Raw genomic sequence first — 25,116 nt, 5'->3', positions numbered from 1 at the left:
CGAAAATGTTCAAAATATTTATACAAAGACCTGTACTGGCAACCGTAATCTCCATTTTACTGGTGATCCTGGGTGTACTTGGACTTACGAAATTGCCCTTACAACAGTTTCCTGATATTGCGCCTCCATCGGTTTTGGTAACGGCGGTTTATCCGGGAGCGAATGCAGAAACGGTTTTACGTTCTGTGGCACCATCACTTGAAGAGTCTATCAATGGTGTTGAGAACATGACTTACATGAGCTCTACAGCCAGTAACGACGGATCTCTTGCTATTACAGTGTTCTTTAAATTAGGAACAAATGCAGATCAGGCAGCGGTAAACGTACAAAACAGGGTTGCTCAGGCCACAAGTCAATTGCCTGCAGAGGTTGTTCAGCAAGGTGTAACCACTGCGAAACAACAAAACAGTTTTATCATGGCCATCGGTATGTATACCGAAGATGAGTCCAAATACGATCAGACTTTTGTTGCCAATTATGCTCAGATCAATATTATTCCGGAGATTAAACGTATTCCGGGAGTTGGTTCGGCCAGTATTTTTGGAGGTGTAAAAGATTACTCGATGCGTGTTTGGCTGAATCCAACACAAATGTCGACTTACAAAGTGACGCCAAACGAAATCATGAGCGCAATTCAGGACAAGAGTTTGGAAGCTGCTCCGGGTAAATTTGGAGAAAGAAGTAAAGAAGTTTTTGAATACGTTATTAAATACAAAGGTAAATTAACCAAACCCGAAGAATATGAAAATATTGCTATACGCTCTAATCCTGATGGTTCAGTACTTCGCCTCAAAGATGTAGCCAGAGTCGAACTTGGTGCTTATTCTTATAACAGTTTAACGCGTTTAAATGGTAAAAAAGGAGTTGTAATTGGTATCATTCAGCTAGCAGGTTCTAACTCCAATGATATTCAGGTTGCTATAAATAAATTGATGGTGAAAGCCTCAAAAGATTTTCCTAAAGGAATTAAACACAATATTTTCTACAGTACAAAAGTTGCCTTAGATCAATCGATCGAACAGGTTGAGCACACTTTACTGGAAGCTTTTATATTGGTATTTATCGTAGTATTTATATTCCTTCAGGATTTCAGATCAACATTAATCCCGGCCATTGCTGTACCTGTAGCAATTTTAGGAACGTTCTTCTTCATGCAGTTATTCGGATTTTCGATCAACCTTCTAACGCTTTTCGCTTTAATTCTGGCGATTGGTATTGTGGTAGATGATGCGATTGTGGTCGTCGAAGCCGTGCATGCGAAAATGGAGCACAAACATTTGTCTCCAAAAGTAGCCACACATGAAGCAATGCACGAAATAACGGGTGCTATTATCTCGATTACGCTGGTAATGGCTGCTGTATTCCTGCCGGTTGGTTTTATGGAAGGCTCTACAGGAGTTTTCTATCGTCAGTTTGCCTTTACGATGGCGATTGCAATTGTAATCTCAGCAGTAAACGCTTTAACTTTAAGTCCTGCACTTGCTGCATTGTTCTTAAAAGACAATCACTCGGCTCATGGAGATGCTGCTTATGAGAAAAAAGGATTTAAAGAGAAATTTTTTAACGGATTCAACAAAAGTTTTGATTCCCTAACCAACCGTTATGTTGGAGGTTTGAAATTTTTAATCCGCAGAAAATGGTTAAGTTTAGGAGGTTTAGCTTTAATTACGGTAGCTACTGTAATCATGGTAAAAACAACCCCTGCAGGATTTATCCCAACTGAAGACCAAGGATTTATTGCAATTGCAGTAAATACACCATCAGGAACATCTCTTGACGGAACTCAAAAAGTAATGACCGAAGCAGAAAATACATTAAGAGGTTTAGACGCTTCAAGATTTGTAACTGCAATTTCAGGTTTCAACTTATTGACGAATTCTACAAGTCCATCTTCAGCAGTTGTTTTTGTATTGCTTAAACCAAATGAAGATCGTGGAGATATCAAGAATATTGATGAAATCATGAATCAGGTTCGTGGTAAATTGGGTGCTATTTCAGGCGGAAGTTTCTTTGTATTCAGTTTCCCAACCGTTCCTGGTTTCAGTAACGTTGAAGCTTTAGACTTGGTACTTCAGGATAAAACCGGAGGAAAACTGGATAAGTTTAGCGGAATTTCTCAAAACTTCATCGGAGAATTGATGAAACGTCCGGAAATTGCCGTAGCCTTTACCTCTTTCAAAGCCGATTATCCTCAATTGCAATTGGATATCAACGATGAAAAAGCAAACCAATTGGGCGTGAATGTAAAAGACATTTTACAAACCATGCAAACGTATTTTGGTAGTGCGCAGGCCTCTGACTTTAACAGATTTGGTAAATATTACCGAGTTGTGGTTCAGGCCGATATTGCCGACAGAGCGGATCCGTCATCAATTGACAGAGTTTTTGTAAAAAACAAAACAGGCGAAATGGTGCCTATAAATACCTTAGTAAAACTAACCCGTATTTATGGTTCAGAAACCGCTTCGAGATACAATTTGTTTAATTCGATTTCGATTAATGCGATACCAAAACCAGGATTTAGTTCCGGAGATGCCATTAAGGCCATTCAGGAAGTAGCTGCACAACAATTGCCTGCGGGTTATGGTTTTGAATTTTCAGGGCAAACTCGTGAAGAGATTTCGTCCGGAGGCCAGTCAGCAACGATTTTCTTACTGTGTTTGATATTCATCTATTTCTTACTTGCTGCACAGTATGAAAGTTACATTTTGCCATTGGCTGTAATCTTATCAATCCCTGCAGGTATTTTTGGAGTATTCGTAGCAATTGGATTAACAGGAATCGAAAACAACATTTATGTACAGGTTGCATTGGTCATGCTTATCGGACTGCTCGCCAAAAATGCCATTCTGATTGTGGAATTTGCGGTGCAGAAACGAAAATCAGGTCAGGCTTTAGTCAAAGCGTCAATCGATGCAGCGAAACTGCGTTTACGACCAATTATCATGACGTCATTAGCATTTGTTGTGGGATTAATCCCGATGATGAGCGCCAAAGGACCGTCAGCACAAGGTAACCACTCGATTAGTATTGGTGCCGCAGGAGGTATGATTTCAGGAGTAATACTAGGGTTGTTTATCATCCCGGTTTTATTCATCATCTTCCAACATTTACAAGAAAAAGTTACCGGAAAACCAGTAGCCGTAATTCATAACGAAGAAAAATAAATATGGAAAATTATATAACGACAATCCTCGTAGCCATTATTATTGGCATTGGATACATATCCTATAAAATCTCAAGAGATCTTGATAACAGAAAAGATACTTGTACAGAAATTTAATGACAACTTATAAAATGAAAAATCATATAACCAAAATCGTGATCGTCGCCATTTTGATCACGACCTTAATATCCTGTAAAGTCTCGAAGGATATTGAAACTCCAAAAGATGCATTTCCTGAAAATTTCAGGAATGCATCGGTTTCAAAAGATACTACGAGTATTGCTGATGTGGAGTGGAAAAATTTCTTCACAGAAAAAGATATTATTCAGCTCATCGATAGTGCTGTAGCCCGAAATAATGACTTACAGATTGCTGTTAAAAATATTGAAATTGCGCAATACAGATTCACACAATCAAAATGGGGAAATGTGCCTCAGGTCAATCTGAATGTGACAGCCAGTACGAGCAATCCGTCTGACAATAGTTTTACAGGAAAGAATTTGAGCCAGGCTTTAGGTCAAAACCATATTGATGATTATTCTGCCGGAGCGACACTTTCATGGGAAGCAGACATTTGGGGGAAAATTAAAAATCAGAAAAAAGGGGCTTATGCCGGATATCTTCAGTCAGAAGAAGTAAAAAAAGCATTGCAAACTACTATTGTAGCCAATGTTTCTAAAGGATATTACAATCTTCTGATGTTAGATGCGCAATTAGAAATTGCCAGACAAAATCTAAAATTAAACGATAGTACCACCAATATTATCAAATTAAAATACGATGCCGGACAAGTAACTACCTTAGCAATTCAGCAATCAGAAGCACAGAAATTAGTTTCGGCACAACTGATTCCGCAATTAGAACAAAATATTGCCATTCAGGAAAATGCTTTAAGTGTTCTAACAGGATCTTTTCCAAATTCAAAAACCAGAACTACCCGTTTAAGCGTTCTTGAAGTGAAGAACAACAATGCAATCGGAATTCCGTCTTCTTTAGTAAGCCGCAGACCTGACGTAAAAAGTGCTGAATTAGCTTTAAAAGTGGCCAATGCAAACGTAGGAATCACAAAAGCCGACTTGTATCCATCGCTCAAAATTACCGCTCAGGGCGGAGTAAACTCATTCGAAACCAGCAATTGGTTCAACATTCCGGCTTCGTTATTCGGAACTGTTGCAGGAGGTTTGACTCAGCCTTTGTTGAACAATAAAAAGGTAAGAACGCAATATAATATTGCCGTTGCCGAAAGAGAAAAAGCAGTTTTAAGCTTCAGACAATCGGTTTTAGTTGCGGTTAGCGAAGTATCTGATGCTTTGGTAAAAGTAGAAAAACTACAACAACAGGAATCATTTTTAAAAGAACGCGTAAAAACGTTACAACAAGCCATTAAAAATGCCAATTTATTATTCAAAAATGGTATGGCTGAATATTTAGAGGTGCTGTCTGCACAGTCAAATTTATTGCAAAGCGAGTTAGAACTGGCCAATATAAAAAGAGAGCAACTTTCTGCCAATACCGAGTTATATCGTGCATTAGGCGGCGGTTGGAAATAATACCCGTTACCCGTTAATTATTTATTTTTTGAGATGAAAACGCTGCAAGACTTAGGTTTTGCAGCGTTTTTTTATGCTATTACCATGGCACACCCAAGCAATTTATTAGCATTTATTTTTTACATTTGATTGAAATTATTTTTAAGCTCCTTAATCGATCCATTTAAACCATGAAAAAAACAGCATGCATTGCCCTTTTAGCTTTACTATTTACAAATTGTAAAAAAAGCAATCCGGAGGAAGAATTAAAACCAATAAAAAAACCGGCAGCTACCAGTCTTACTGTAAAGAAAGAAAAAGAGGAAAAGGAAGATTGTAAAGATATCGAAGTAGAAATGGGTGCCGGAAGAGAATGTATCGTAAGAAATACAGATCTTGAGAAAACCTATCAAAATATTATCAAAAATAAAGAAGTAGAAGAAACAGAGTTTTATTTAGCTACAATTCCAAGCGAGAATAAATCTGTTGAAATAAATAAAAACGGATTAATCTCAATTGATTATAACATCACTAAAGATAAAGTAGCAATTACTATGAATTATGAAGGCGGTGTGACAGAAGTAACGCTTGAAAAAATAAAAAATACAATTAAGAAAAGTATTTATCATTATGCTGACTAAACTTTAAAACGAAATAGATCATACCAATTATAACCGCTAAACTGCTTTTAAGTTTTAGCGGTTTTTTTTACGACAATTCCATCATAATTAATACTTTTGATGGTATCTAATTATTCCCAAAAATGGCAATCGACCAGGATCAATATCTTAAAGACTTAAAATCAAAATTCGAAAGCTACGCTCCTATTTCAGAAACTTCCTGGCAATTAATCGAAAATATCGCTGCATTTCAATCGATCAAAAAAGCAGAAATACTTTTAAGAAACGGACAGGTTGCAAAAGAAATCTACTTTATTTGTAAAGGCGCTTTACGGGCTTTTATAACCGATAACGAAGGAAATAGCTATAATAAAAATATTTTTCTCGAAGGAGATTTAGCAGGCTCAACGGCTTCTTTAATACAGCAAATCCCTTCTGACTTTGCTATTGAAGGACTCGAAGATTCTATTCTGATTACTATCAGTTATAAAAAGTACCGGGAATTGATTTTTCAAAACGATGATTTAAAAAACTTCTATATTGCTTATCTCGAGAGAAATTGGGTCATCGAAAAAGAGCAAAGGGAAATCTCAATAATAATGGAAAATGCGACTGAAAGATATCTTGATCTTCTTTCTAAACATCCGGATATTTCTGAAAGAATTGCGTTGCTTCATATTGCATCACATTTAGGAATTACACCAACCCAACTAAGCCGCATTAGAAAAACACTTGAAAAAGATTTGTAAATCAACCTATGTAAAGGTTTCCTATAAAAGCTAAAGCTAACTTTGCCTTATATTCTCATAATTAATATCAAATGAAAAATATAAACTTAATCGAAGAAAACATAAACAATCTTACCGGTTTATGGAAAACCGTTGGAACTCCATTCCTATCCTATCATAAAAACAATACTTTCGAATATTGCAAAATCGAAAATTCGGGCTGGCCCAATAAATTATGGCTTCGCAACGATATTGCTAAAAAAGATTTACCGGATATTATCAAAACCATGCAATCTAATTCAGGTTTGGTTTTACCGTATTGGGATATCTTCGGAACCCAATCTTATGAAATTCTCGACGCTTATGATTTCGCGATAAAAACCGAACAAGTTGCGATGGCACTGAAATTAGAGCAAAAATTTACATTACAGCATCATCTTAGCTTTAAAAAAACAGATAACGAACAAGATGCCAAAACCTGGTCAGATTTGTATCCTAATGCTTTTGGTTATGTTATCAGTAAAGAAATTCTGATTCACAATCATAATAATGTTCACTTCTATTTGGTTTCTCATGAAGATCAACCCATCGGAACATTTATGCTCTTTCAAACCGGTAACACTATCGGAATTCATGGTGTTGGTGTGATTCCTGAAATGCGCAAAAAAGGCTTCGCCGAAGAAATCATGAAATTTGCACTTAATCTTGCTATAGATTTAAAGGCTGAATATGCCTTATTGCAAGCCTCCGCAATGGGAAAAGATATCTATAGCCGATTAGGTTTTGAAGACCTATTTGTGATTAAGAACTATATTTTGAAAACGTAGTATGGCACACGCATGACACGGATTTGCTTCGCAAAAACGCGAATAAAAACGCATTTTTTATAATAGTGAATTTCTATACGGAATTTCCACTGCGATCATTCCTGCGTCGATGATAAACTGTACCCAAGCTTCTCTATACTCTATACTACTCTATACTCTATACTCAAAAAATCTTAAAATCTTAAAATCTAAAAATCTAAAAACCTAAAATCCCCACTTTGTCCTAAATGACCTTAAAATAGTCGTAAATACCTATCAGATAAAAAAATAACATTTGTAAGTTTGTAATATACTAACCAATAACCTTTTAAAAACAAACCTATGAAGAAAGCTAAAATTATTTTCTGGATTACTACCATTATTATTTTTTTATTTGAAGGCGTTATGCCAGCCTTAACTTCACAAACCGAAATGGCAAAAGAAGGAATCAGGCATTTGGGATATCCGGAATATTTTGGGAATGCCTTAGTCGTTTTTAAAATCCTGGGCGTTTTGATATTGGTGATTCCACAGATTCCGAAGAATGTAAAAGAATGGGCTTATGCCGGATTTGGTTTCGATTTTATATTTGCCACAATCAGTCATTCTGCTGTTGACGGGGTTCATTTTCAATCTTTTTTTCCTTTAATCTTTTTAGTGATTCTGGCGATCTCTTACCATTATTACCATAAGATAGAACGTTATAAAAATATTGCCTTATAAACTTTTTAACAATGATATAAGTTTTTAAAGCTAATGTTCAGGAAGTCCCGCCATCTAAACAGATTGTAGAAAAACTTCCTGAGCATTTTCCTATTGGCATTACCAACTTTGATTTAAGGGATTCTGACAACACTCTTCGGGTTTACGCCTCCTTTATTTCAAACAAAAGGGCAATTGAACTTACTGATGCTACGGTTATCATTACGAAGTACTTTTTTAAACCTTTTATTTAGCTTACAAATATCTGATTTTTAAAGTTTTAAAAATAAATTATTGTAATTTTGAAAGACTATCAATCTTAAAATCTTACAAAATGAATTTACCAGCCGGACATCAGACGATAATGCCGTATTTAATTTTGAACGATGCATTACAATTTATTGATTTCACAAAAAAAGTATTCGATGCCCAAGATTCCAATACTCCTATTTTACGTAAAGACGGTACCATTATGCATGCCGAAATCCTGCTGAACGGAAGCACTATTATGGTGACAGATGAAACCAAAGACTGGGTTAAGCAAACTGCCAATTTATTTGTCTATGTTCCTAATGCTGATGAAGCTTACAAAAAAGCATTAGAAAATGGAGCGACAAACCTGATGGGATTAAATGATCAGGATTATGGCAGAGTTTGCGGTGTAACAGATTCTTTTGGAAATGTCTGGTGGATTACTTCTTTAACTAAATAAAGAACAATTTAAATGGAGTACTTATGAGAAACGAACTTAAAACAGCCATCGCGGGCACTTTCAGACAATTGTACCAAACACTTTCTCTTTTTACACAAAGCGAGATTAATGCAATTCCGTTTGAAGGAAGCTGGACATCAGGGCAAGTCGCCAGACATATAATTAAAGCCACTTCCGGTATCAAACAAGTATGTGACAGTAACACCAAAAAATTGGTTGAAAACCCTGAAGCAAAAGTTACGGAATTGAATAAAATCTTTCTAGATTTAAGTACAAAGATGAATTCGCCTGAATTTATTTATCCGGAAGTCAAAGATTACGATAAAGAATTGCTTCTTGCTACTATTCAAAACATTGAAAAAGATCTGCTTGATATCGCAGAAAATTACGATCTGACCTTAACCTGCCTGAATTTTGAAATGCCCGGTTTTGGACATTTAACTATTTACGAGCTGGTTAGTTTTTGTGTCGTTCATACAAAAAGACATATTTATCAACTAGAAAATATTTATAAAGCATTAAGAAACTAAACCCATGAATTCCAAAACCAAAACCATTTTATCTGCCGGACTTATTGCCGGAACTTTTGATATTGTAGCCGCCATAACTGTTTACGCTATTATTCTGGAAAAAACGAGCGGAATAAAAATTTTGCAATCAATAGCAAGCGCGATTTTTAAAAAAGAGGCGTATAGTGGCGGTTCGTTAATGGCTTTGTGCGGTTTGGCACTTCATTATTTAATAGCACTTAGCTTTGCCTGGTTCTATTTTATCATTTATCCACATTTATCTTTTCTCAAAAAGAGTACTATTATTTCAGGGTTTCTATATGGCATTTTTGTATGGATTATCATGAACTTAATTGTATTGCCCATAGCATTTCCGGTCCTGCCCGAAAAACATTTAGACTTTCCATTACTCTTATCTATATTGATTTTGATGTTTTGTATTGGGCTTCCAATTGCCATTATTACGAAAAAGTACTATTCCAGAATTTAAAAAAAATTTTCGTTTCCAGTAGTCAGTAATAGTTTTCAAAGCAGTTGCAACCTCAAACATACAAAGTCCTGGTTTTTCAACCATATTTCAACACCTGAAACTTCAAACCTGAAACCTGAAACTTCAAACCTGAAACCTGAAACTTCAAACTTCAAACCTGAAACAAAAAAAGTCACAGTTCCTAATTCTCAGCAAAAACTGAAAACTAAAAACTGTGACTGTATCCTATTAAATAAAATTTGCTAAACTTTTGTTCTTCCGGTTATTAATGAAATAACAAATAGTACGATAAATATAAAGAATAAAACTTTTGCAATACTGGCGGCTCCGGCAGCAATACCTCCAAAACCAAAAATTCCCGCTATAATAGCCAGAATTATAAATGTGACTGTCCAACGTAACATAATCTTGAGATTTAAGTTAATAATATGACTTTTTCAAAGTCTGCTTTGTTTGTTACTCAAAGTTCCAATAACAAAAGAAAACACTTTAACTCAAAACGTTAATTTTTTATCTCAATCGACTATAAATCAGATTTTTGACTTACTTTTATAATTCCCTCATTTCTGTTACAAAATTCCCACATAAATGCTTTTGAGTCAATTTTTTGATCGATTGGATCAATACTGCCTCTGTCCTTAAAGTAATTTTAATAAAAATTTTAAGAGCTATATAATATGACGCATAATAATGGCAAATTACAATAGTCTCATTGAACTAAAACGACTTATTAACTGAACTAAAAACAGAATCCCCATGAAGACGATATCAAATAAATCAAAAATAGTTTTTCTATCTACTTTCCCCCCGACACAATGCGGCATAGCAACTTATACCCAGGATACCATAAAAGGAATTACTAATGTATTTGGTAAATCAATTACTTGTGAAATTTGTGAATTGGTTGATAAACCAAAAGAAAATCCGACACAGGCTTTTACCTTAAATACAAAAGATAAAGAGGAGTATACAAAAGTTGCCGAGCAGATTAATAAGGACAAAGCAGTAAAACTAATCCATATTCAGCACGAATTTGGTTTATTTGGAGGTAATTATGGCGATTACCTATTAGACTTTTTAAATGCGGTTAAAAAACCATTGACCTATACTTTTCACAGCGTTATTCCAAATCCGAATAAAGAACTGAAAACCTTTGTAAAACTATTGCTTTCGTACAGTAATTCTGTTTTTGTAATGACGAACCAGTCAAAAGAAATTTTGATGAGAGATTATGATATTGAAGAAGATATTATTACTTGCGTACCACACGGAACTCACATTGTTATTTACGAAACTCCTGATCAGGCAAAACAAAAGTTCGATATTCAGGACAGAAAGGTCCTTTCGACTTTTGGGCTTTTAGGTGAAGGAAAAAATATTGAAACAGGATTACAGGCCTTGCCAAAAATTATTGAAAAAGATCCTAATATTCTGTATTTGATCATTGGCAAAACACATCCTAATTTAATCATTGATGGTGTTGATGCTTACCGCGATAAATTAGAAGGCATTGTCGAAGATTTAAATCTGCAAAACAATGTACGTTTTATCAATCAATATCTGGATACTGATGAGCTTTTAGACTATTTAAAGGCTACCGATATTTACCTGTTTACCTCAAAAGATCCCAACCAGGCAGTAAGCGGCACTTTTTCGTACGCAATGAGTTGTGCCTGCCCTATCGTTGCATCAAAAATTCCGCATACACTTGAAGTACTAACTTCAGACGCCGGAGTATTGGTAGACATTGGAGATGTAGATCAGTTTGCTGAACAAACTATCAGATTACTATCTGATGATCAGTTGAGACAGGAAATGGGAATTAACGCTTTTACCAAAACGCGTGCTTCTTCCTGGGAAAATGTAGCCATTACGCACATGAATACCTACAAAAACCTAATTGATAATCCGGCTGAAATAAAATTCAGTTATCCTGATATTCAATTGAGACATATCAAAAAACTAACTACCGATTTAGGAATTATCCAATTCAGTAAAATTTCGATTCCGGATCTGGATTCGGGTTATACTTTAGATGATAATGCCCGCGCACTGATTGCTTTTTGTATGCATTACAAACTAACTCAGGACAAAGATGATTTGCCTTATATTTTAATTTACCTGGATTTTATCGAGCGTTGCCAAAAACCAAAAGGGGACTTCATCAATTATGTCGATCAGGAAAACAGAGAACATATCGAGCAAAATGCCGAAGTTAACTTAGAAGATTCAAATGCCAGAGGTATCTGGGCTTTGGGAACAGTTGTTTCAATTTCAGATATTCTTCCTGAGGCCATTTCTAAAAAAGCGGCAAAATGTTTTTTAAACTCATTAAAATGGGCAGAAAACATTCAGTCTCCACGTTCTATCGGTTTTGCAACCAAAGGGCTTTATTTGTATCACACGACTATTCCTAACTTATACGTGGCGGCAATTATCAATAAACTGAATGCAAAATTGCTTTCGAATTATGAGATTCATGCTTCAAGCGACTGGAAATGGTTTGAAAATTATATGACGTACGGAAATGGGGTTTTACCGGAATCTATGCTTTACGCTTATCTGGTTACCAATAAACCAATCTATAAAAAGGTAGCGTTGGACTCACTAGACTTTTTAATGTCAAAAATGTTTACCGATAAAAACAGCTTCAAAGTAATTTCTAATAACGGTTGGCTGCACAGAGATTCTGAACCAAAAGAATACGGAGAACAGCCTATTGATGTGGCGTATACTATCCAGACCTTAAACTCTTTTTATAAAGCTTTTAATATTCCGGAATATAAACAGAAAATGAAAACTGCTTTTAACTGGTTCTTAGGTAAAAACCATTTGAACCAAATTATGTACAATCCGGTAAGCGGAGGCGGTTATGACGGACTTGAAAAAGAAAACGTCAACTTAAACCAGGGTGCTGAATCAACAGTATGCTACTTAACTGCCCGATTAATCATGGAAAACCTGAAATTATCAGAAACTAAAGTGATTCCGTTAATCAAAACACAAACAGATGTCGCGATAAATTCGTAATACATTATACCTTTTAATACTGACCAAAATTGCTATTAAACCCAGAAAATCCCTTTTTAACGAAGGGATTTTTTGTTTTTAACAGTTTTCGCATAACGTCACTTTATTTTAATTATTGTGTTCGATTATGTTAATTATATAAACTTGAAAAAAAGTTGTGTAAGAATTTTTGTGGAGTTCTCAACTAATTTTAATACTTGATAAACAGCAGGTACTTCTGCTTATTAAACAATTGGTTTTGAAGCTTTCGACATAACTTAAAACATAGTATTTTGATTCTTACTTTAAAAAATACATTTACCGAAATAGGAAATGCAACAATGTTTGCAAAACAGTTTTTTAAGGAGGTTTTTGTACCGCCTTATGAAGCAAAAGAGTTTTTGAAACAATGTTATATCATTGGTTATAAATCATTACCGCTGGTGGCTATCACCGGTTTTATTATGGGATTGGTCCTTACGCTTCAGTCAAGGCCAACTTTGGTAAAATTTGGAGCTGAATCGTGGTTACCCGGAATGGTGGCACTTTCTTTAATAAGGGAAATTGCTCCGGTTATTACAGCTTTGATTTGTGCCGGAAAAATTTCATCGGGAATTGGTGCCGAATTAGGTTCTATGAAAGTAACGGAACAAATTGATGCCATGGAAGTTTCGGCTATTAATCCTTATAACTATCTGGTGGTAACCCGAATTTTAGCCTGTACTTTAATGGTGCCTATCTTAGTATTTTTTGCAGATGCAATCGGCATCATTGGCGGCTATGTTGGTATTAACATTCACGGTGACGTAAATTTTTACCGTTATCTCACCCAGATTTTACAATCACTTGAATTCCTGGATTTAATTCCTGCAACAGTTAAAACCTTCTTCTTCGGATTTTTTATCGGAATGATAGGATGTTATAAAGGTTTTAATGCCTCAAATGGAACCGAAAGTGTGGGCAGAGCTGCAAATTCAGCTGTTGTAACGGCTTCGCTAAGCATTTTTATCATTGATATGGTCGCTGTTCAGATAACCGATTTATTTTTTTAAGATGATTAAAGAAACACAACATAAAGAGACTAAACCAAAAGCGGCAGATAAAACTCCCATTATCGAGATCAAAGATTTGCATAAAACCTTTGGTAAAGACAATCAGATTCTGAAAGGTGTAAATCTAACCGTAAACAAAGGAGAAGATTTAGTGATTTTGGGACGTTCAGGATCCGGAAAATCAGTTACCATAAAATGTATTGTAGGCTTAATTGAACCGGATAAGGGCGAAATAAAAGTTTTTAATGAAAATGTATTAAATCTCACCAAACCGGAACTCAATGAAATCAGGGTCAGAATTGGATTTTTATTCCAAAGTGGAGCCTTATATGATTCAATGTCGGTGCGGGAGAATTTAGCTTTTACCTTAAAAAAACACAAAAGAGACCTAACTGCTGAAGAAGTAGAAAACGAAGTAAAGGAAGCACTGGACAATGTAGGATTAAGTGATGCTATTGACAAAATGCCTTCTGAATTGTCAGGCGGAATGCAAAAGAGAATTGGCCTCGCGAGAACTTTAATCTTAAAACCGGAGATTATTTTATATGATGAACCCACCACAGGATTAGATACGATAACATCAAGGGAAATAAGCGAATTAATTCTCGATATCAAACATAAACGCAAAACGACTTCGATCATTATTACACACGATATGGCTTGCGCAAAACTAACTGCCGACCGCATTATGGTTTTGAAAGACGGAGTAATACACGCAGAAGGAACATACGAAGAACTGGAGAAAGATGAAGACGAATGGGTTCGCTCTTTTTTTCAATAACACTAAAAAATAAATAATTAGAAATCATGGATAAGCAATCTGGATATACTTGGAAATTAGGAATGTTTGTAACAATAGGTTTATTGCTTTTTATAATGGCGATTTACTTTATCGGAAAACAAAAGAACCTCTTTGGTTCAACATTCAACATCACATCGCAGTTTAAAACCGTTAGTGGTTTAGAAGTGGGTAATAATGTTCGTTTTTCAGGAATTAATATCGGAACAGTAGAAGAAATCAGGCTTATAAATGATTCTTCTGTAGTGGTTTCAATGGTGATAAAAGATGAAGTTCGCAAATTTATTAAAACAGATGCGCGTGCCAGTATTGGTTCTGACGGATTAATGGGCGACAAAGTACTGACTATTTCTCCAGGTGCCAAGTCTACAAAAGTAGTAGAAAATAATGGCGTCATTGCTTCTGTTAACGGAATCGAAATGAATGACATCATGAAAAGCGTCAAAAAAAGCGTTGATAATGTGGGTGTAATCTCTGATGAACTTGCCATATTTAGCCATAGCATGAATAATGGAAATGGTGCCCTGGCCAGATTGGTACGGGATGATAAAATGGCCAATAGCGTTTCGAACACACTTTCGAATCTGGAATCCGGTACCAAAGGCTTTAGTGAAAATATGGAAGCTGCAAAAAGCAACTTTTTGTTTAAAGGGTATTACAAGAAAAAAGCGAAAGAAAAAGAAAAGAAAAAAGAAGAATTACAGGAAAAAAAGGAAGAAGAGCAGAAAAAAGCCGAAAAAGCCAAAGAAGAGAAAGAAAAAGCCGAAAAGGAAAAGGCTGAAAAAGCCAAAGAAGAAAAAGAAAAACAGGCTAAACAAAAAGAAGAAGATGCTAAAAAAGCCGCTGATAAAAAACAATAATAAAAATGCCGGAAAAAATAATGTCAATACATAGCAACATACAGGGTATATTATAAAAGCAATATTGTGTATGAATCAAGTAAGCATTTTTTTTCGGATTTAAAATTCTATGATTGTGCGTATTAAAACATAATACAACAGAATATCATGGACTAAATAAGATAATTATGAAAACTTCGTATAAAAATATAAGCCTGAAAATTTTAAAAATCACAGGAATAGTAATAGCAAGTCTCTTGCTATTATTGTTTTTAATACCGTTGCTTTTTCCGGGAACCGTAGCAGCCGAAGTTAAAAAAATTGCCAATGAGCGCTTAGACACAAAATTAGACTTTAAGAAATCCAGATTGTCCTTTTTTACCCATTTTCCGTCCTTAACTGTTTCTCTTGATGATATTTCCCTTACGGGATCAGCACCTTTCCGAAACGACACTTTACTAAAAGCAGATCAGGTAGCGTTTGGAATCAACTTAAAGAGGTTAATTTTTGATAATGAAGTAAAAATCAATAAGCTGTATGTTTCCAAGGCCTTAATAAATATTATGGTAAACCAACAAGGACAGGCCAACTACAATATTTATATTGCTCCTGAAGATCGTGACGAAAAACCAAACGATCCGAATGCTCCTGATGAAGGTACTGCCATTAGACTGGAACGAATTGATCTGGAAGATTGTCATGTAAAATATAATGACCGCTCCGCTAAGGTTCTGGTAGATGCAAAAGGTTTTAATTATATTGGAAAAGGAAATTTAAGCGAAGATATTTTTGATTTAAATACCGACGCCCGAATTGATAATGTCGATTTTTATTACGACAGAACGGCTTACCTTAGAAAAAAAGAAGTGCGTGCTGATTTAATTACCAGAATCAACACACATGCCCTTTCGTTTATACTTCAGAAAAACGAATTAAAAATCAATAAATTACCTCTGGAATTTACCGGTTTATTTACGATTTTAAGAGATGGGTACAAGATCAACATCAAGGCTGCATCAACAAATACTACTTTAAAAGACTTGTTCTCAGTGATGCCACCGGAATATTTAACCTGGATGGATGAAACTGAAATTTCAGGCAAAAGTGATTTACTTTTTACTTTTAGAGGAAATTATAATGTTGCCAAAAAGCAAAAACCGGATTTAGCTTTTAATCTAAAAATTAAGGAAGGTGCCATAAATTATCAAAATGCCCCTGCTCCGTTAACCGATTTTCAAATGAACCTGAGTGCTGTTTTGCCTTCACTTGATGTTGAAAAACTTTTGATTAACCTGGAAACTTTTAAATTTAAAGTAGGCGAAAAAGATTATTTCACAGCTTATTTACGCAGTAAAGGCTTTAACGAAATGACGGTCGATGCGAGTGTAAAAGGCGCATTAGATCTCGCAACAGTTGACGCCGCTTTAGGCTTAAATACCATTGATATAAAAGGAATTTTAAAAACAAACATTCAGGCAAAAGGTATTTTTAGTACTTCTAAAAAATTGTTTCCTAAAACTAGTGGCGGAATTTCACTTCGGGAAGGCTGGTTTAAAACAGACTCGTATCCCAACCCCATTACTAATATTACGTTTATCGCGAATGTACTCAATAAAGCGGGAACGTATCAGGATTTAATTGTTGCTGTTGCTCCTGCCTCTTTTGTTTTTGAAGGCAATCCAATGTATGTAAATGCTACACTTTCAGACTTTGGCGATTTGGCTTATAATGCCAAAATTAAAGGCGAACTTAATGTTGGGCGAATTTATCAGGTTTTCTCGAAAAAAGGGCTCGATGTTACAGGGTACGCCAAAGCAGATCTTTCGCTTAAAGGAAAACAAAGTTATGCCACTACCGGACAATATAATAAACTGGATAATCGGGGTACTCTTGTATTGAAAAACATCAAAGCCACATCAGAGTTATTTCCGAAAGCTTTTTTTATCAAACAGGGAAATTTTCGATTTCAAAATGAAAAAATGTGGTTTGAAAAATTCAATGCTTCTTATGGAAAATCAGATTTTGATATTAATGGCTATTTGCTGAATACGATTAATTATTTTCTGGAATCACACGGAACACTGAGCGGAAACTTCAACATGAAATCCAAACTGATTAATGTGGATGAATTTATGGCGCTTAAAAAAGGAGAAAACACAGATCGGAATATTGAAGTAGAATATGCCAAAGAAGATCATCCTAAAATGAGTGGTGTTGTGATTGTACCCAAAAATTTAAATGTTACTCTTAATGCAAATGCAGATAAAGTAGAATATAACGGATTGGTCTTAAACAAACTTTCCGGAAAAGTAGGGATTGCCAAAAGTGGTTTTTATTTAGAAAATGCCACTTTTAATATCATTGATTGCATTTTGGGAATTAATGCTTCATACAAAGATGAAAACCCAACTTCTGCACATTTTGATGCCCATTTTACGGCTAAAGATTTTAGTGTACAAAGAGCCTACAAAGAAATTCCGATGTTTCATGATATGGTCACTGTAGCCGAAAAAGCACAAGGAATTATCTCTGTCGACTATAAAATCAAAGGAGATCTAAACGGAAATATGGGCCCTATTTATGAATCTCTTGAAGGTGGCGGGACTTTAAATTTACGTGATGTACAAATAAAAGGTTTAAAATTATTTGACGGAATCAGTTCTAAAACCGGACAAAAAGGGCTCGATAACCCTGATATGAAAGGAATTGAAATTAAGTCGAATGTCAATAATAATTTAATTCATATCGAGCCTTTTACTTTTAGCGTAGCCTCTTTTAGACCAACGGTAAAAGGAACAACAAGTTTTGACGGATTGCTGGATTTACGAATGCGACTGGGGCTTCCGCCGTTTGGTCTGATTGGAATTCCAATTGTGATAACCGGTACCCATCAGGATCCAAAAATTAAAGTATTTAGTAAAACAGGTAAAAAAATAAACGACGCCATCTACGACGAAGTTCACAATAAGGTCATTCGTGAAGAAAAAGTAAGTAAATAATAAATGAAGTTCAAATGAAAACAAAAAATCAAAATAAAAGTAGTGCTTTTGAAAAATTTGCTACTAAAGTTTCTAAAGCTGCAGGAAGCACAACTGCTTTTATTGGTGCTTTTTTAATTGTTGTGGCCTGGGCAGTTTCAGGTCCAATTTTTAAATACTCCGAAACATGGCAGTTGGTCATCAATACCGGAACTACAATCATCACTTTCCTGATGGTTTTTTTGATTCAGAAAGCGCAAAATAAAGATTCATTAGCTATCCAGCTAAAATTAAATGAGTTAGTTGCTTCCAATGAATACTCCAGCAATAGTCTAGTCGACATTGAAAGTATGACCGAAGAGGAAATGATTATCGTACAAAAATACTATCACAGGCTTAGTGAACTGGCCAAAAAAGATGAAAGCATAAGAACGTCACATTCTATCGCAGAAGCAGACGAACAACACGAACGCAAAGACAAAAACAGAACTAAATCCCGTACCAGAAATATCACAAAAAAATGAAACTACGCTCTACCGAAACTTTCTGGCCATTAAAGAATGCCATGAAAAACAGTTATCCGTCTATCAGTTCAGATCTAACAACTGCTATTCTGATTATTGGCGGCGGCATAACAGGCGCATTAATGGCTTACAAATTAATTACCGAAGGCAAAAAAATAATACTCGTGGATCGTCGCGATGTCTGCAACGGAAGCACTGCGGCCAGTACCGCCTTACTTCAATACGAAATTGATATTTCACTCCACGAACTCATCAAAATAAGAGGAGAAGAATGTGCCGTTAACAGTTATACAAACGGAAAAAAAGCCATTTTTGATTTGCGCACCATTATTGATACCATAAAAAGTGATTGTCAGTTTGAGTTTAAAAAAAGTATCTATTTTACGTCAGTAAAAAAAGACATCCCGTTTTTGCGCAATGAATTTAAATGCAGGAAAGAACACGGATTTGATGTCAACTGGCTGGAAAGATGGGATCTCGAAAAAATGGGCTTAAATGCCGTTGCAGCAATAGAATCTACTACAGCTGCCGTTATGGATCCGTTTAGGCTCGCTAATGATTTGCTGGTTTATTGTCAAAAAAAAGGAATGCAAATTCTGGACCGCACTAATATTACGGCTATTCAGCATCAAAAAGGAAAATGCATTGCGCATACCGAAAATAAGTTTACCATTACAGCCGATCATGTTATTCATTGCACGGGTTATGAAAGCACTGAAACACTGGCCGAAAAAGTGGTGGATCTAAAAAGTACTTATGTAATTACTTCTGAAAGTTTACCCCATTTACCGGCCGGTTTTAAAAATGCCATTTTTTGGGATACTTCCTCTCCGTATCTGTATTTTAGAGCAACCGGAGATAATCGTATTATTGCAGGGGGCGGAGACGAAGAATTTAAAGATCCTAAAAAACGCGATAAATTATTACCTAAGAAAGAACAATTTCTGCTAAGGCACTTTCACAAAAAATTTCCTAAAATTGATTTCAAACCAGATTATTCCTGGGCAGGAACTTTTGGAGAAACAAAAGATGCCTTACCTTATTTTGGAAAACCAAATCCGGAAAAAAATGAGCATTATGTACTGGGTTTCGGAGGAAACGGGATCACTTTCAGCGTTATTGGAATGAACTCTATTTTAGATTCTATTAACAATAAAAAGAATCAGGATTTAGAGTACTATAGGTTTGGGCGTTAACTAAACTTCTAAGTCGCTGAGTTGCTAAGTTTCTAAGTTTTTTCTTAGCAGCTTAGCAACTCAGAACCTTAGTCACTAAGACTACAAATAATCCTGTCGTATAGGCGTAAACACATCCACAACTTCTCCCGCTTCGATGATTTCGATAGAATGCTCAATATTGGCAGGAATCGAATACGTATCTCCTTCTGATAATAAATATTCTTCTCCTCCAAATTTTAAGTTGTATTTACCTGATATTACATAACCACTTTGCTCGTTTGGATGCTGATGAAACGGAACGTTATCTGTCAATTTGTACAGCATTTTTGTTACCATCGAATCTTTCCCTATCGAAAGCACAACAAAATCAACTCCTAAAAACTGTCTTGAAACAGCATTTTCTTTTTTTACAATGTTTTTCATTTTTTTTGAGGTTCTAAGTTACTGAGTTGCTAAGATTCTGAGTTTTACTTAGCATCTCAGAATCTTAGCAACTTAGCCACTTTAATTAAATATTTAACTCCATCTGAATATTACAACGCTTATACGGTGTCGCCAAACCAAAAACTTTTTGGAAACCTAGTTTATGATACAAGTTAATGGCCGGCTTTAAGATCGTATTACTTTCCAGGTATATTTTATGGGCACCTTCTTCTTTTGCACTGTTTATAATAGCCTGCCCTAATAAAAAACCAATATTTTTGCCTTGTGCTTTAGGCGAAACTGCCATTTTTGCCATTTCAAAATCATAATCGGAATCCTTCATTTTGATCAGCGCACACACGCCAACAGGTTCATTTTGATATAAAGCCACGAAAATTTTACCGCCTTTGTCCAAAATATATTCCTGTGGGTTGTCTAAGGCTTTATAATCAGCTTCTTCCATTTCGAAATAGGTTGAAATCCATTCTATATTCAGGGCCTTAAAAGCGTCCAGATATTGAGGTTCAAACGGTATAATTTTTACGTTTTGGCTTTCGCGTTTTTTCTTTTGTTCATTTACTCTTTTAAACAATGACTTTTGTTCTAAGAGAAATTCCCACTCTTCGAGCGCTGCCCATAAGTTATGACTTGATTCTGTTATTAAACCATCAACGGCAGCTTCAACATCTTTTAATTGTAGTTTTAATTCTTTTGAGAATTCATTTCCCTTAACCGATAAATCGACAATATTTCTGCGTTTATCATTGCTTTTCAGGCTTTCCTCCACCAATCCGGCTGCGATCATCTCCTGAACAATTTTGCTTACAGAGGGCTGCGAATGACCAATTTCATTGGCAATTTCCGTAATCGTCATCTCTTTTTCTTCCATAAGCGTATAAAATACCGGAAACCACTTTGGCAAAAAATTCATACCATAGGATTCGTATATTTTTGCAGCATCATCTGTAATAATCGCTGTCATTAAACGTAAACGGCTTCCCAAAGCCACCTTACCTACTTTATTAAAAAATTCCATATATAATTAATTACATAACTAGTTATGCAAATGTAATTAAAAATTCATTTGCAGTCAAATAAATTTTAGGTTCAAAGATACAAAGCTGCAAAGGTTCAGAGGTTTGATCCTATGAGTATCCTTTTTATTCTTTCTTCTGCAGCAGGCGGATGCATAATTATTCCTTATAAATAAATTGCTACATACAAAAAAGACGCACTGCTCGTCCCTACAATATCTTGGTTGCTCTGAACCTTTGTAACTTTGAACCTTTGTAACTTTGAACCTTTGTAACTTTAAACCTTAAAAACTAAGCTGTAATAGCCAGCGGATTCAAATTAAACTTATATTCTTTTGGGCTGCAATTGAATTTTTCTTTGAAGATTTTAGAGAAGTAACTTCTGCTTGTAAAACCTATACAGTAAACAATTTCAGAAATATTTAAATCGGAAGTCCGAATTAAGATTTCGGCTTTTAAAACCCGCATGTGCGTAATGTAGTCGTTTACGGTTCGGTTGTGGATCATCTTGAAACCTTCCTGCAATTTATTTGGTGATAATCCGGATTTTTTGCTTAATGATTTAATGGTAAAAGCTTCTTCAGGATTTGCTTTTATAGCCTCTGATAATTCTTTTATTTCTTCCATTTCTCTTAAAGTGAGACAATTTGCATCTTTAGATAAAGTGCTTACATCGTCTGTATGTTGCTGGATTTCCATGGCCAGAATAATTCTTAAAATTCCTTCTTTCAAAAGATTTCTAACAATTCCGGTTTGGGTAACAGCGTTGAGTTGTTCTATTTTTTCGGCAATTTTAAGATTGTACGACCCTACATAAAAGAAATCCTGGGCTACATTATTTTCAAAGAAGGTTTCTTTCACCTGCTGATTCAAAGAATGCATTTGATTTTCTGTTTGTGTTCCCACAATAATTAAAGTGAATTTTGTTTTCTGGTCTTTTTCAAAAAACAACATATTATCTTGTTTGGTTTTTGAAGTTACAATAGCAGTCTGGAACGTTTTAAATGTTCTTTCCTGTCCTGTAGCCCCAAAACTATGCGAAAGGTTTCCTTTTGAGCAATACGCAAAAAATATAGGTGACGCTTTGACATTCGTAATATCCATTCGGACATCCACCGAGAAAGTCATATCAAACTGAACGTACGAAATGTTATCATTAAAGGATGCTCCGGTAATGAATCCTTTTGCAAAACTATTATTCGTTTCAAGCGTATATTCGTTTAAATCAAAAGTTACCTTACCTCCGAAGTTTGTATTTAACTCTTCAAAAATATTTTGGATTTTTTCTGTATTAATAGTAACTATTTTCATTTTGCAAGGATTTAAAATTCTACTTATTTTTATATAGATTTCTAAAAAAAAACATGTCCGTTTTGTAGTATTGAACTTCCAGAAATCCAGAATTCAAAGTTCGGGCAATGGCAAAGCAAAAATGTTATATAATTTTTCTTAATTGTTTTATAATTACTTATGGATGTTCCTTTATCTTTTAAATACTGTATCTTACTACAACACAAACGCTTTAATTCATGAAAAGTTTTTCATTTTTTCCCATATCCAGTGCCGATGCTACCATTTTGATTTTAGGTACAATGCCTGGTACAAAATCATTAGAACTGAATCAGTATTACGGTCATAACCAGAATAATTTCTGGAAATTTATGTTCCTCATTTTTAAAGAAGATTTCTCGAATGATTATGAAACCCGAAAAGCACTATTACAAAAAAATAAGGTGGCACTTTGGGATGTTCTGCAATTTTGCGATCGTGTTGGAAGTTTAGACAGCGCAATAAAGAATGAAATTGCAAATGATTTTGAAACGTTCCTGGAACAACATCCCAATATTAAAACCATTCTTTTTAATGGACAAAAAGCAGCAGCATTTTTCAAAAAGTATGTTCATTTAAAAAATACCTGCCAACTTATTACCTTACCCTCAACCAGTCCTGCAAATGCCGGTAAAACTTTTCAATCGAAACTCGATGAATGGCTGATTATCTCTACAATAAAATAAAAATAGTACAGCTTAAAAAAATCAGCCACACCTTCGTTTTAAGCTACTTTTTTTAGCAAATGTTGAAATCATGTAACATTTGTGTTTTAAAATATAACAAAAGATTCTTACAATGAAGCTAATTTTACCTCAGGAAATTTAAGCCAAACAAAAGAATGATAATGAAATTGAGGCTTTTTAAAATATAAATATTACTGAGAAAACTTTTAATTAAGTTTAATTATAAAGAGAACATTGGTTATGTTAGTTTATTTTTGGAAAAGAAAGCTATTCTATTTTTTTAGGGTAGCTTTGTTTTTTTAGTACCAAACCAAAAACAAAATCATTATGAAAGTCCAGACTTATTACAATCATATACGGTTTTACACACCGCACCATTTTATTTATTATCCTCTTTTAACGCTTTTTTTAGGTTTCAGTGTTTACTTTGCCTTTACAACGAACGACACTAAGATATGGTCCTTTATAAGTGTCGGTTTTATCTTTTTATTTTGGCTGGCTTATATGCTCAGACAACATTATGCTTTAATTCTTCAAAACCGAATTGTGCGATTGGAACTTCGCTATCGCTACTTTACGTTAACTGGAAAACGTTTTGAGGAATTCGAATACAAATTTACCGACGATCAGATATTTGCCTTACGTTTTGCACCAGATGATGAATTATTGCCCCTAATTCAGGATGCCCTTAAAAACAATCTCACAGGCGATTCCATAAAAAAAGCAATCGTTCACTGGAGAGCCGATTATAACAGGGTTTAAAATGCAATTAAAAAATACTGTCAGACTTGTTTTCTTTTATAATTAAACAAAATGTAAATTAAAAACAGTATTAACCAAACCAATCCAATAACACCAAAAAAGATCGCCATAATTGACGGATGAAGATAGTTTGGCTGGTAAAACAATCGCTCTAAAGTATCTAATTTATCGGTTAAAGCCTTTCTGTCAAAATCATTTCTAATGGTATTCAAAAGTTCGGTATTGTGATTCTTAAAATAAACCACATCTTTTACCAGATCCTTAGGAACAATATAGGTTTCAATCTTGTACTTTTTCAGTAATGTATCCAATTGATGAAAACTGTACAATAAAGAATCTTCTTTAGATTTATAAAGCAATTTATAGCGTTTTACCGCAGCATCGTATTGTTGTTTTTCAACCGGAATACCCTTTACAGGTTTATATAAAGCTTTATTTTTAATAAAAATACAAATATTCGGATCGTAATCCGGATTAACTCTTTGGCCTTTATAAATAATTTCGGTACTATCTTTTATACTATTTTTTTTAATTATTCTTTCCAGAAGCTCTTTTTTACCAAAACCTATACTATCCAGAACCGTGCTCGTTGCAGCCGAAACTTTATTTAAATCTGTTGTTAGCATCTTTAGGGTATCAATACTGTAATAGTTATATTCTACACTATAATATTGACCCGAAATCAAAGTACTGTCTACAACTTCAATAACCGGATAAGGTTTTGGATATAAAATATTAACGGGATTAAATAATTTCTCTGAACTGTAAGAGGTATAACCATACAAAAACGGACGCAGAACATTCAGCACCGTTTTGTCCTTATTAAAATCTTTTTCAGACAGTTCAGATCTTAACCCGGCATTAAGACCAAAACTATAGCTTACAAAAAACGAAAAAGTAAAAAAGGAAACCAACAGCAATAAACCGCCTATTTTAAGCAAATTAGGAAAAGCATATTGTTTTTTCGAATGGTTTTTTATCAAAAAAATCAGGAAGAAAAGTAAAAACAAGCCACTTATAAAAAAGTGTGAAATAGAAACATCATCATAAAACTTAAACCTGTAAAATTCGGTATAGATATTTACCTTTCCAATTCCTTCAAACTTAAAATAGCCATATAAAAAATAGCCTAAATGAATTATCAGCAATACAACAAATGACTTTACAAAGAATTGTTTTAATTTCTTGTCCATAATTTATTTTGAGAATTTACTCTCAAATATAGACAATCAAATTTAAAT

General features: G+C 34.6%; 23 protein-coding genes. 18 read left to right on the top strand and 5 right to left on the bottom strand.

The window, feature by feature from the left end; translation table 11 throughout:
* Nucleotides 1–5 precede the first annotated feature (5 nt).
* The 9 genes from ACHRWY_RS13475 to ACHRWY_RS13435 all read left to right on the top strand — a co-directional run bounded on the left by ACHRWY_RS13475 (nucleotide 6) and on the right by ACHRWY_RS13435 (nucleotide 9,262).
* Nucleotides 6–3,167, top strand: coding sequence for an efflux RND transporter permease subunit (locus ACHRWY_RS13475; RefSeq protein ID WP_395355288.1), 3,162 nt, complete (start codon nucleotides 6–8; stop codon nucleotides 3,165–3,167).
* A 130-nt stretch (nucleotides 3,168–3,297) separates the two neighbouring features.
* Entirely contained in the window at nucleotides 3,298–4,716 is a 1,419-nt protein-coding gene (locus ACHRWY_RS13470; protein ID WP_395355287.1) for a TolC family protein, read from the top strand.
* Between the two features lie 170 nt (nucleotides 4,717–4,886).
* On the top strand, nucleotides 4,887–5,336 hold the full coding sequence (locus ACHRWY_RS13465) for a hypothetical protein (protein WP_395355285.1): 450 nt from the start codon (nucleotides 4,887–4,889) through the stop codon (nucleotides 5,334–5,336).
* A 122-nt stretch (nucleotides 5,337–5,458) separates the two neighbouring features.
* Nucleotides 5,459–6,064: a Crp/Fnr family transcriptional regulator gene (locus ACHRWY_RS13460; RefSeq protein ID WP_395355284.1), complete on the top strand. Its 606-nt coding sequence runs from the start codon at nucleotides 5,459–5,461 to the stop codon at nucleotides 6,062–6,064.
* A 71-nt stretch (nucleotides 6,065–6,135) separates the two neighbouring features.
* Entirely contained in the window at nucleotides 6,136–6,870 is a 735-nt protein-coding gene (locus ACHRWY_RS13455) for a GNAT family N-acetyltransferase (protein ID WP_395355282.1), read from the top strand.
* A 321-nt stretch (nucleotides 6,871–7,191) separates the two neighbouring features.
* Nucleotides 7,192–7,572, top strand: coding sequence for a DoxX family protein (locus tag ACHRWY_RS13450; protein ID WP_395355281.1), 381 nt, complete (start codon nucleotides 7,192–7,194; stop codon nucleotides 7,570–7,572).
* A 313-nt stretch (nucleotides 7,573–7,885) separates the two neighbouring features.
* Complete coding sequence (locus tag ACHRWY_RS13445) at nucleotides 7,886–8,263, top strand: VOC family protein (RefSeq protein WP_395355279.1); 378 nt, start codon at nucleotides 7,886–7,888, stop codon at nucleotides 8,261–8,263.
* Between the two features lie 23 nt (nucleotides 8,264–8,286).
* Nucleotides 8,287–8,793: a DinB family protein gene (locus tag ACHRWY_RS13440; RefSeq protein ID WP_395355278.1), complete on the top strand. Its 507-nt coding sequence runs from the start codon at nucleotides 8,287–8,289 to the stop codon at nucleotides 8,791–8,793.
* A gap of 4 nt (nucleotides 8,794–8,797) precedes the next feature.
* Nucleotides 8,798–9,262, top strand: coding sequence for a DUF1440 domain-containing protein (locus ACHRWY_RS13435; protein ID WP_395355276.1), 465 nt, complete (start codon nucleotides 8,798–8,800; stop codon nucleotides 9,260–9,262).
* Between the two features lie 242 nt (nucleotides 9,263–9,504).
* On the opposite strand, the gene ACHRWY_RS13430 is transcribed toward ACHRWY_RS13435, so the two are convergent.
* Nucleotides 9,505–9,666: a DUF1328 family protein gene (locus ACHRWY_RS13430; protein WP_395355274.1), complete on the bottom strand. Its 162-nt coding sequence runs from the start codon at nucleotides 9,664–9,666 to the stop codon at nucleotides 9,505–9,507.
* A gap of 352 nt (nucleotides 9,667–10,018) precedes the next feature.
* Between ACHRWY_RS13430 and ACHRWY_RS13425 the strand changes: the two genes are divergently transcribed.
* The 7 genes from ACHRWY_RS13425 to ACHRWY_RS13395 all read left to right on the top strand — a co-directional run bounded on the left by ACHRWY_RS13425 (nucleotide 10,019) and on the right by ACHRWY_RS13395 (nucleotide 19,659).
* Complete coding sequence (locus tag ACHRWY_RS13425) at nucleotides 10,019–12,292, top strand: glycosyltransferase (RefSeq protein WP_395355272.1); 2,274 nt, start codon at nucleotides 10,019–10,021, stop codon at nucleotides 12,290–12,292.
* A 272-nt stretch (nucleotides 12,293–12,564) separates the two neighbouring features.
* Nucleotides 12,565–13,323: an MlaE family ABC transporter permease gene (locus ACHRWY_RS13420; protein WP_395355271.1), complete on the top strand. Its 759-nt coding sequence runs from the start codon at nucleotides 12,565–12,567 to the stop codon at nucleotides 13,321–13,323.
* A gap of 1 nt (nucleotide 13,324) precedes the next feature.
* A complete protein-coding gene (locus tag ACHRWY_RS13415; RefSeq protein ID WP_395355270.1) occupies nucleotides 13,325–14,104 on the top strand; it encodes an ABC transporter ATP-binding protein in 780 nt (259 codons plus the stop codon).
* A 26-nt stretch (nucleotides 14,105–14,130) separates the two neighbouring features.
* A complete protein-coding gene (locus tag ACHRWY_RS13410; RefSeq protein WP_395355268.1) occupies nucleotides 14,131–14,982 on the top strand; it encodes an MlaD family protein in 852 nt (283 codons plus the stop codon).
* Nucleotides 14,983–15,149: 167 nt separating this feature from the next.
* The gene (locus tag ACHRWY_RS13405) at nucleotides 15,150–17,960 is read left to right on the top strand and encodes an AsmA family protein (protein WP_395355266.1); all 2,811 of its coding nucleotides are present in this window, start codon (nucleotides 15,150–15,152) and stop codon (nucleotides 17,958–17,960) included.
* A gap of 14 nt (nucleotides 17,961–17,974) precedes the next feature.
* Complete coding sequence (locus ACHRWY_RS13400; protein ID WP_395355263.1) at nucleotides 17,975–18,463, top strand: low affinity iron permease family protein; 489 nt, start codon at nucleotides 17,975–17,977, stop codon at nucleotides 18,461–18,463.
* Nucleotides 18,460–19,659 (top strand): NAD(P)/FAD-dependent oxidoreductase, encoded by a 1,200-nt coding sequence (locus ACHRWY_RS13395; protein WP_395355261.1) that lies wholly within the window; start codon nucleotides 18,460–18,462, stop codon nucleotides 19,657–19,659. Before ACHRWY_RS13400 ends, ACHRWY_RS13395 begins: the two co-directional genes overlap by 4 nt.
* Before the next feature lie 81 nt (nucleotides 19,660–19,740).
* Here the strand turns inward: ACHRWY_RS13395 and ACHRWY_RS13390 are convergent, their stop codons facing one another.
* From ACHRWY_RS13390 to ACHRWY_RS13380, 3 genes are all read right to left on the bottom strand, one after another.
* On the bottom strand, nucleotides 19,741–20,064 hold the full coding sequence (locus ACHRWY_RS13390; protein WP_395355260.1) for a cupin domain-containing protein: 324 nt from the start codon (nucleotides 20,062–20,064) through the stop codon (nucleotides 19,741–19,743).
* A gap of 85 nt (nucleotides 20,065–20,149) precedes the next feature.
* Complete coding sequence (locus ACHRWY_RS13385; protein ID WP_395355258.1) at nucleotides 20,150–21,100, bottom strand: GNAT family N-acetyltransferase; 951 nt, start codon at nucleotides 21,098–21,100, stop codon at nucleotides 20,150–20,152.
* A 289-nt stretch (nucleotides 21,101–21,389) separates the two neighbouring features.
* Nucleotides 21,390–22,409: a helix-turn-helix domain-containing protein gene (locus ACHRWY_RS13380; protein ID WP_395355256.1), complete on the bottom strand. Its 1,020-nt coding sequence runs from the start codon at nucleotides 22,407–22,409 to the stop codon at nucleotides 21,390–21,392.
* Between the two features lie 218 nt (nucleotides 22,410–22,627).
* Between ACHRWY_RS13380 and ACHRWY_RS13375 the strand changes: the two genes are divergently transcribed.
* Both ACHRWY_RS13375 and ACHRWY_RS13370 read left to right on the top strand, forming a co-directional pair.
* On the top strand, nucleotides 22,628–23,113 hold the full coding sequence (locus ACHRWY_RS13375; protein ID WP_395355255.1) for a DNA-deoxyinosine glycosylase: 486 nt from the start codon (nucleotides 22,628–22,630) through the stop codon (nucleotides 23,111–23,113).
* Between the two features lie 327 nt (nucleotides 23,114–23,440).
* Nucleotides 23,441–23,875 carry a DUF6526 family protein gene (locus ACHRWY_RS13370; protein ID WP_395355254.1) on the top strand — a complete coding sequence of 145 codons (435 nt, stop codon included), beginning with the start codon at nucleotides 23,441–23,443 and terminating at the stop codon, nucleotides 23,873–23,875.
* A gap of 20 nt (nucleotides 23,876–23,895) precedes the next feature.
* Here ACHRWY_RS13370 and ACHRWY_RS13365 read toward each other — a convergent pair whose 3' ends face one another.
* Nucleotides 23,896–25,068 carry a hypothetical protein gene (locus ACHRWY_RS13365; protein ID WP_395355253.1) on the bottom strand — a complete coding sequence of 391 codons (1,173 nt, stop codon included), beginning with the start codon at nucleotides 25,066–25,068 and terminating at the stop codon, nucleotides 23,896–23,898.
* Nucleotides 25,069–25,116 lie beyond the last annotated feature (48 nt).

Origin of the sequence: Flavobacterium sp. FlaQc-48, from assembly GCF_044007335.1 — a bacterium.
Taxonomy (GTDB): Bacteria; Bacteroidota; Bacteroidia; order Flavobacteriales; family Flavobacteriaceae; genus Flavobacterium.
The sequence above is the reverse complement of the archived record's forward strand: the minus strand, read 5'-3'. Positions and strand labels throughout refer to the sequence as shown.

Coding starts and splice junctions, on each gene's coding strand:
- ACHRWY_RS13475 (WP_395355288.1), top strand. CDS start 6: ATGTTCAAAATATTTATACAAAGACCTGTACTGGCAACCGTAATCTCC.
- ACHRWY_RS13470 (WP_395355287.1), top strand. CDS start 3,298: ATGAAAAATCATATAACCAAAATCGTGATCGTCGCCATTTTGATCACG.
- ACHRWY_RS13465 (WP_395355285.1), top strand. CDS start 4,887: ATGAAAAAAACAGCATGCATTGCCCTTTTAGCTTTACTATTTACAAAT.
- ACHRWY_RS13460 (WP_395355284.1), top strand. CDS start 5,459: ATGGCAATCGACCAGGATCAATATCTTAAAGACTTAAAATCAAAATTC.
- ACHRWY_RS13455 (WP_395355282.1), top strand. CDS start 6,136: ATGAAAAATATAAACTTAATCGAAGAAAACATAAACAATCTTACCGGT.
- ACHRWY_RS13450 (WP_395355281.1), top strand. CDS start 7,192: ATGAAGAAAGCTAAAATTATTTTCTGGATTACTACCATTATTATTTTT.
- ACHRWY_RS13445 (WP_395355279.1), top strand. CDS start 7,886: ATGAATTTACCAGCCGGACATCAGACGATAATGCCGTATTTAATTTTG.
- ACHRWY_RS13440 (WP_395355278.1), top strand. CDS start 8,287: ATGAGAAACGAACTTAAAACAGCCATCGCGGGCACTTTCAGACAATTG.
- ACHRWY_RS13435 (WP_395355276.1), top strand. CDS start 8,798: ATGAATTCCAAAACCAAAACCATTTTATCTGCCGGACTTATTGCCGGA.
- ACHRWY_RS13430 (WP_395355274.1), bottom strand. CDS start 9,666: ATGTTACGTTGGACAGTCACATTTATAATTCTGGCTATTATAGCGGGA.
- ACHRWY_RS13425 (WP_395355272.1), top strand. CDS start 10,019: ATGAAGACGATATCAAATAAATCAAAAATAGTTTTTCTATCTACTTTC.
- ACHRWY_RS13415 (WP_395355270.1), top strand. CDS start 13,325: ATGATTAAAGAAACACAACATAAAGAGACTAAACCAAAAGCGGCAGAT.
- ACHRWY_RS13410 (WP_395355268.1), top strand. CDS start 14,131: ATGGATAAGCAATCTGGATATACTTGGAAATTAGGAATGTTTGTAACA.
- ACHRWY_RS13405 (WP_395355266.1), top strand. CDS start 15,150: ATGAAAACTTCGTATAAAAATATAAGCCTGAAAATTTTAAAAATCACA.
- ACHRWY_RS13400 (WP_395355263.1), top strand. CDS start 17,975: ATGAAAACAAAAAATCAAAATAAAAGTAGTGCTTTTGAAAAATTTGCT.
- ACHRWY_RS13395 (WP_395355261.1), top strand. CDS start 18,460: ATGAAACTACGCTCTACCGAAACTTTCTGGCCATTAAAGAATGCCATG.
- ACHRWY_RS13390 (WP_395355260.1), bottom strand. CDS start 20,064: ATGAAAAACATTGTAAAAAAAGAAAATGCTGTTTCAAGACAGTTTTTA.
- ACHRWY_RS13385 (WP_395355258.1), bottom strand. CDS start 21,100: ATGGAATTTTTTAATAAAGTAGGTAAGGTGGCTTTGGGAAGCCGTTTA.
- ACHRWY_RS13380 (WP_395355256.1), bottom strand. CDS start 22,409: ATGAAAATAGTTACTATTAATACAGAAAAAATCCAAAATATTTTTGAA.
- ACHRWY_RS13375 (WP_395355255.1), top strand. CDS start 22,628: ATGAAAAGTTTTTCATTTTTTCCCATATCCAGTGCCGATGCTACCATT.
- ACHRWY_RS13370 (WP_395355254.1), top strand. CDS start 23,441: ATGAAAGTCCAGACTTATTACAATCATATACGGTTTTACACACCGCAC.
- ACHRWY_RS13365 (WP_395355253.1), bottom strand. CDS start 25,068: ATGGACAAGAAATTAAAACAATTCTTTGTAAAGTCATTTGTTGTATTG.